The organism is Actinosynnema sp. NPDC059797, assembly GCF_042732085.1.
Taxonomy (GTDB): Bacteria; Actinomycetota; Actinomycetes; order Mycobacteriales; family Pseudonocardiaceae; genus Actinosynnema.
This window is the reverse complement of sequence record NZ_JBHWIE010000347.1, coordinates 1-7,357: the sequence shown is the minus strand read 5'-3', so window position 1 is coordinate 7,357 and position 7,357 is coordinate 1. Positions and strand designations below refer to the sequence as shown.

Annotated in this window: 4 protein-coding genes; all 4 read right to left on the bottom strand. The window is 72.3% G+C overall.

The genetic code is table 11. The annotated features are described in order from the left end of the window. On the bottom strand, positions 1 to 330 hold a 330-nt coding region (locus ACFV4N_RS36675; protein ID WP_499677267.1), incomplete at its 3' end, for a glycoside hydrolase family 31 family protein. Positions 331 to 401: 71 nt separating this feature from the next. Beyond that, positions 402 to 1,400, bottom strand: a complete 999-nt coding sequence (locus ACFV4N_RS36670) for a LacI family DNA-binding transcriptional regulator (protein WP_499677266.1) — start codon at positions 1,398 to 1,400, stop codon at positions 402 to 404. Position 1,401: 1 nt separating this feature from the next. Next, the gene (locus tag ACFV4N_RS36665) at positions 1,402 to 3,924 is read right to left on the bottom strand and encodes a beta-glucosidase family protein (protein WP_499677265.1); all 2,523 of its coding nucleotides are present in this window, start codon (positions 3,922 to 3,924) and stop codon (positions 1,402 to 1,404) included. A 265-nt stretch (positions 3,925 to 4,189) separates the two neighbouring features. Beyond that, entirely contained in the window at positions 4,190 to 7,039 is a 2,850-nt protein-coding gene (locus tag ACFV4N_RS36660) for a glycoside hydrolase family 48 protein (protein WP_499677264.1), read from the bottom strand. Positions 7,040 to 7,357: the final 318 nt, after the last annotated feature.

The window sequence follows — 7,357 nt, the reverse complement described above, 5'->3', positions numbered from 1 at the left end:
GAAGAGGGGGGTGCGGTCGGGGGGTGCGTCGACCGGGAGGGTCTGACCGCCTTCGTGGAGCGCGCCGGTCGCGGTGTCGGTCCACCGCGCGCCGGACGGGAGGGGGGCCTCGCGGGATCGCCGGCCGGGCCGGTGGGCCGGGGCGACGAGGAGGTCCGGGCCGAACGGGAGCCGGCCGTCCACCGCCCGCGCGGTGCCGTCGCGGGGGTGGCCGGCGAGGAGCGGCCCCGGCGGGGGCGGACCGGTCGCGGGGGTCGCGCGCGCCACCCGGTGGCCGTCGCGCCGCCCGAACCCGCCGCCGACCTCGCCGCCGACCTCGCGCGAACCCACCCGGCACACCTCCCTGAGATCGAAGCGCTTCGAAATGACGCCACCGCCCGTGCCCACAGCCGACCTCGGGGTCAGCGCGTGGTGCTCGCCCGCTCGGTCAGCCGGGGCGGCAGCAGCGTCAGCGACGGCGTCGGCGCGCGGTCGAGCTTGGCCATCAGCAGCGCCACCGCGTGGTGGCCGAGCTGCTCGGCCGGCACCGCCACCGAGGTCAGCGGCGGGGTCATCCGCCCGGCCAGGTCGTCCGGGCAGATCGCGACCACGGCCACGTCCTCGGGCACCTTGCGGCCCAGCTCGCGCAGCACCTCCACCACCGACGGCAGCGCGGCCTCGTTGTGCACCACCAGGCCCGTCACCGCCGAGTGCCGGTCGAGCAGGCCCGTGATGGCCTGCCGCACCGACTCGTGGTCCGGCTCGGTGGGCAGGGTCGTCGACGCCACGCCCCGCCGCATGGCCGCCGCGCTGAACCCGGCCATCGTGCGGTGGGCGAACCCGGTGTCGCGCTGGTAGACCGCGCGCGGCGCGCCCACCAGCGCCACGTAGGAGTGACCGAGGTCGGCGAGGTGGTCCACGCACCGCGCGCCCGCCTCGGCGAAGTCCAGGTCCACGCAGGTCAGGCCCGCCGCGTCGGCCGGGAAGCCGATGAGCACCGAGGGCCGGTCCAGCTCCCGCAGCACCGGCACGCGCTCGTCGTGCATCTCCACGTCCATCACCAGCAGGCCGTCGACCTGGGCGCTGCCCGCGACCCGGCGCAGGCCCGCCGCGCCCTGGTCGGCGGTCACCAGCAGCACGTCGTGCTCGTGCCGGCGGGCCGCGTTGGCCACCGCCACCACGAACTGCATCATCACCGGCATGTTCATGCCCTCGCGCACCGGCAGCACCAGCGCCAGCACGTTGGCGCGGTTGCTGGCCAGCGACCGGGCGCCCGCGTGCGGGTGGTAGCCCAGCGCCCGCACGCTCGCCTCCACCCTGGCCTTGGTGGCGGAGGAGATCGAGCGCCGCCCCGTCAGCGCGTACGACACCGTGCTGGGCGCGACGCCCGCGTGCCTCGCGACATCGGCGATGGTGACCACGTCAACGCACCTCCCGCACCCGGACGCCCGCCGCCTGCGCGGTGAGCAGCAACGACGCGCCGTCGAACGAGACCCGGAACCCCGGCGGCGCGGGCCGGTCGCCGGGGACGACGTCGTGGAAGGCGATCCACGCGCCCTCCCGGGTGAACACCACCTCGTCGTCCACCAGCCGCACGCCGTCGCAGTCGTCGAAGTCGACGGCGGCCAGCACGCCCGAGCGCGGCCCGATCCGCTCGCCCGGCACGTCCACCACCAGCCGGGCCCGGACGTCGCGCGACGAGGAGCCGGCCAGCAGCTCGTACCGCCCGGCCTCCACCACGCGCCGCCCGGAGACGACGTCCCAGTGCCACAGGTGCTCCACCGGCAGCTCCACGGTCGCGGTCTCCCCCGGCTCCAGGTGCACCCGGCGGAACGACTGGAGCCGGCGCAGCGGCTGCCGCACCCGCGGGTCGAGCGCGGACGAGTACAGCTGCACGACCTCCGCGCCCGCGACCGCGCCGGTGTTGGTCACCGACACCGTCGCCGCGCCGTCGTAGGACAGCCCCGAGTACTCGAAGGTCGTGTAGGACAGGCCGTGGCCGAACGGGAACAGCGGCTCGCCGTCGAAGTACAGGTAGGTGCCGCCCGCGCGGATGATGTCGTAGTCGAGGATGTCGGGCAGGTCGTCGTCGGAGCGGTACCAGGTCTGCGGCAGCCGCCCGGACGGGGAGAACTCCCCGAACAGCGCCTCGGCCACCGCCCGGCCCTGCTCCTGCCCGCCGTGCGCGGTCCACACGACCGCCGGCAGGCGCTCCTCCTCGCCGTCCAGCGCGTACGGGTAGCTGCTCACCAGCACCAGCACCGTGTTCGGGTTGGCCTCCCGCACCGCGCGGACCAGGTCCAGCGACGGCAGGCGCAGCGTGGTGCGGTCCTGGGTCTCGCGGCCGTTGACGTGCGGGTCGTTGCCCAGCACCAGGACCGCGGTGTCGGCCCGCGCCGCCAGCGCCGCCGCCTCGGCGGTCCCGTCCACCACCACCTCGACCGCGAACGGCCCGGTGTCCGTGCCCCGCACCTTGTTGCGCAGCACCACGTCGTCGCCCTCGAAGCGGGGTTCGAACAGCTCGCGCACGTCCCACCCGCCCGGGGCGGCCGCCGTCGCGACCAGCGAGCCGTCCTCGGCCACGCCCAGGTAGCGGCGTGACGCGACGTCGCGCAGCGTCCAGACCCCGTCGCCCCAGTCGAAGCGGTCGAACAGCTCCCGCCCGCCCAGGCCGACCACGCCGCCGCGCACGCCCAGGTACCGGCCGTCGGGTGCGCGCAGCGCGATCCGGTCCACGCCCTCGGCGCACGTGACCGAGGCGAACCTCTCCAGTCCTCTTCGGACGGTCACCTGGTAGGGCAGGGTGCCGCTGTACCAGTCCTCGAACAGGGTGTCCGCGTGCGTGCCGATCACGGCGAGCCGGGCGCCCGGTCGCAGCGGCAGGGCGGAGTCGTTGCGCAGCAGCACCACCGCCCGCCGCGCCGCCTCCAGCGCCAGCTCCCCGTGGGTACCGACGACCTCGGGGCCGATCGCCGCGTACGGGTTGTCCCCCGGCGGGTCGAACTCGCCCAGCCGGAACCGCAGCCGCAGCACGTTGCCCACCGCCCGGTCCACGACCGACCGGTCGAGCAGGCCCTCCTCGATCGCCTTGGTGACGCTCTCGACCATGAGCGTCGGGTCCGCGTCCTGGTCGGTGAAGCTGTCCAGGCCCGCCCGCAGCAGCGCCGCGTGCCCCTCCACCTGGGTGGGCAGGTAGCCCTGCATCCCGGCCACGTTCGACGGCGCGTAGGCGTCGCTGACGACCGCCAGGCCGTCCGGGGCCCACGTGCGCAACTCGTCCTCGATGAGCGGGCTCAGGTGCGCCGGGCGGCCGTTGACCAGGTTGTACGACGGCATCACCGCCACCGCCGCGCCCGCCTCGACCGGCCCCCGGTAGCACGGCAGCTCGTACTCGTGCAGCACCCGCGGCCGCAGGTCCGACGACGTGACGCAGCGGTCGTCCTCGTTGTTGTAGCCCAGGAAGTGCTTCAGCGTCGGCGCCGTCCGCAGGTACCGCGGGTGGTCGCCGCGCAGGCCCCGGGCGTACGCCGTGCCCATCACCGAGGTCAGCACCGGGTCCTCGGAGTAGCCCTCCTCGTTGCGGCCCCACCTCGGGTCGCGCAGCGGGTTCACCACCGGCGCCCACACGTTCAGGCCGTGCTTGACGGGATCGCGGCGGTGGAAGCCGCGCGCCTCCACGCCGGTCGCCTCGCCGACGCGCCGCACCAGGTCGGGGTCCCACGTCGCGCCGAGCCCGACCGCCTGCGGGAACACCGTCGCCGGCCCCAGCCACGCCACCCCGTGCAACGCCTCGGTGCCGGTGCGGAACTCGGCGAGCCCCAGGCGCGGCACGGCGGGCTGCCGCTGGTGCAGCAGCGCCACCTTCTCCTCGTCGGTCAGGCGCCCCAGCAGGTCGGAAACCCTGGCTTCGAGCGACAGCGCCGGATCGCGGAACGGCAGGCCCACGGCACACCTCTCGTGCTGGTCGAATTCCTCGAATACCCAGCTCTCTGAATCGAATCGTTTCGATTCACGTCCATGAACTTCCCAGGTCGTGAGATCGAACGGGGATGCCCAAAAATGTGGCACAGGTCTCTGACCCGCGTCAACACCGAAGTTTCGCGAATGTTTCGTTCGACGGCTTCGAATCGAACGCGTTCGACGCAGGAGGAAACGCCGAACACCCCCTTCACCTCGTCGTGAAGGGGGTGTCGGCGACCTTCCGGATTAACTACCCGAACAGCTCCACGTGCAGCTGGAACGCCGTGGCGATCTCAGCCTGCGCCCAGAACCGGTGGTAGGTGAAGGTCGGCGCGGGGCCGCCGTCCAGGTACGCCTGGACCTTGGGCCAATCGGGGTCCTGCTTGAACATCGAGCGGATGTCGACGAACGAGACGCCCTGCTTGATCTGGTCGCCGTTGGGCATGGTGCCCGTCCAGCCCGTCGGCACGTACGGACCCTCGCGCGTCGACGTGTTGTACACGTCGTCGAAGCGGTTGTAGTCCGCGCGCGTCTCCGGCACGGCGATGCCCTTGTCGTCCTGGTGCTCCAGCAGCGCGTTGAGCAGGCCCTCGCCCACGGTCCGGGCCTGGGCGTTGCCCGACTCGGCCGCGTAGTTCAGCAGGGTCTTCGCATAGGACGCGGCGATGCCGACGTCCTGGCTGTGGTTGAGCACCCGCACGCGCAGGTTCGCGTTGCTACCGGGGTTGGTGGCGTTCCAGGTGTCCGGGGCGCCGGTCCACTCCAGGTCGGACGGGATCTGGAAGTCCCCGCCGGTGCCGACCGTGGTGTTCGCGATGGCCCAGGGGACCCACTTGTCGAGGATCTTCTTGGCCGCGGCGTTGCCGGTCATCTCGTACAGCGCGGCGGTGCGCTCCATCTGCCACGCCTGGAAGCCGAACCAGCGGTTCGACGGCGGGTCGCGCCACACGGGGTGGGCGTCGTAGTACATGCCGTAGAACGTCGGCGTGCCCGCCGGCGGGGTGGCGTACTGGCCCTCCCAGCTGTTCGTGACACCGCCGGCGATGCCGCCGTCGGCGGACTGCAGCCACTGGAGCAGCTCCAGCTGGCGGGTCATCGAGGTGGCCCAGTCCTGCTGGCCGGTGGCCGACTTCGGCTTCAGGGCCGGGACCTGCGACAGCGCGTACGCCGCCAGCGGGTTCTGGTAGCCCTGGTGCGACGCGCCGTCACCGATGCGCCACGCCCAGCCGGCCGACGTGTCCGTCGCGCCGCCCCACGCGTAGTACCAGGACATCAGGTAGTGCGCGCTGTCCTTGCCGGTACCACCCGGGCAGGAGGTGCTGCTGCAGTTGCCGATCTTCTTGAAGTACTTGTCGAACATGGCGTACCGGAGGTAGTCGCCCATCTTGGCGGCCTTGTCGATCTCCGACTTGATCTCGGCGGCCTTGCCCTGCTCGGTCGCCCACTCCTGGGCCAGCAGCGCCACCTGCACCGCGCGCGCGTCGGCGTCCGGGGCGTTGGTGTACTTCCACTGCTTGGCGTACTGGGCGTCCTTGGTGAACAGGTCGAGGAAGCCGTTGCGGCCACCGTGCGCGAACGTGTCGCAGGACGGCTGCGGGATGGTCTCCCACACCGACTCGGACGAGCCGCGCTGGTAGGTGTTGATGTACGCGGGCGCCGCGTCGGACTCGTCGCCGCACCGGCCGAAGCCGTAGGTGTTGTCGACGTCGAGCAGCCAGTGCATGCCGTAGATGTCGTCGGTGCCGTACGCCGACTTCAGCTCGGCCGCGATCGGGTCACGACCCACCGGCACGCCGGAGTCGAGCTGCGACGGGTACTGGTCCATCCGCGGGTGCTCCGGCGCGTAGGTCGCCGGCTTGGACGGGTCGTACTTGTTGTTCGTCGGCTGGTCCGCGGTCGCCGGGATGATGTACTTCTCCATCGAGGCCCAGGCCTTCTTGAACGAAGACCAGTCCTCGGTGATCCGGGCGTAGCTGGCCTCCAGCCACAGGTAGTAGCTGAACGCCTCGGACGTGGTCTGGTGACCGTGGTCCGGCGCCTCGACCATCAGCGTCTCGATCGAGTGGTACGGCACCTTCAGGCCGTCGCTGAAGGTCCGGAAGTACCCGCTCGCCGGGTCGTGGATCTTGGCGTACTGGTCGAGGAAGGCCTGCTCGAAGTTCGAGGCGGACCCGTCGATCTCCTTCACCTCGACCGTGGCCGGGGTGATGCCGGTGGAGCTGACGGTGAACGTCGCCGTGCCGGGCGTGCCGCCGTTGTCCGCCGAGGTGACCGTGACGTTCTGCTTGGTCGCCCAGTTGCTCGGCGTGAAGGTCAGCGACGCCGGGCCCGCGGTCAGGTCGGTGCTGCCGCCCGAGCGCGCGACCGCCACCGTGACGTTGCCCGTCGGCGCGGTGGCCAGCGAGACGCCGAAGGTGCCGGTCGAGCCCTGCCGGACGCTCAGCGACGGCGGGTTGACCTGGATGGCCTGGCCGGCCAGCACGCGGATGCCCGCGATGCTGGAGTTGGTCACGCCGCCCTTGTCGTCGGTGGCGCGCGCGGTGATGCCGTGCTCACCGACGGTCGCGCCGCTCCAGGACGCCGAGTACGGCGCCGAGGTGTCGGTCGCGACGACCACGCCGTCGGACAGGAAGTCGACCTTGGTGACGGTGCCGTCGCTGTCGCTCGCGGTCGCCGCCAGCGGGATCGCCTGGCCGACCTGGAACGTCTGGCCGGCCGTCGGCGAGTCCAGCGCCACGCTGGGCGCGACGTTGGGGCCGGTGCACCGCGTCCCGTTGATCGCGAAGTCGGTCGGGGCGTTGTTGGCCCCGGTCCACTGGCCGTTGAAGCCGACGGACACCTGGGCGTTGGCGCCCAGGTTCGGCGACCAGCTCGGCCCGGCCACGGTCACCACGCTGCCGCTCTGGCTGAACGTGCCGTTCCAGCCCTGCTGCACGCGCTGGCCGTCGGGGAAGGTCCACGTGAGCCGCCAGTTGTTGACGGGGTCACCCTGGTTGCGGATGTTCACGCTGGCGCCGAAGCCACCGGGCCACTGGTTGGTCACCTGGTAGTTGACCGTGCACGTGACGGCGGCGTTCGCCACCGGCGCCACGAACGGCATCACTCCCGCGGCTGTGGCCGCCGCGGCGATCAACGCGAACGGTCCGGTTCGCAACCGTCCCGCTCTGGTGCGGTACCTCATGCGTCCTCCTCCTGCACGGATCAGCCGTTGATCCGCGAGCTGTCGGGCGACGGTGTGGTGGTGCCGTGTCGCCGGTGGTGCCGGTGGTGCGGTGTCGCGGCGGTGTGGTGCGGTGTTGCGCGAGGGTGGAGTCGGCACGGGGCGCCTGGGCGCGCAGACCCCCCCGCCCCGCCAGGGGGCGGGGGCCGGGGCCCCCGGGGAGTATAACAAAAAACAAGACCCCCACAAGGTAAACAA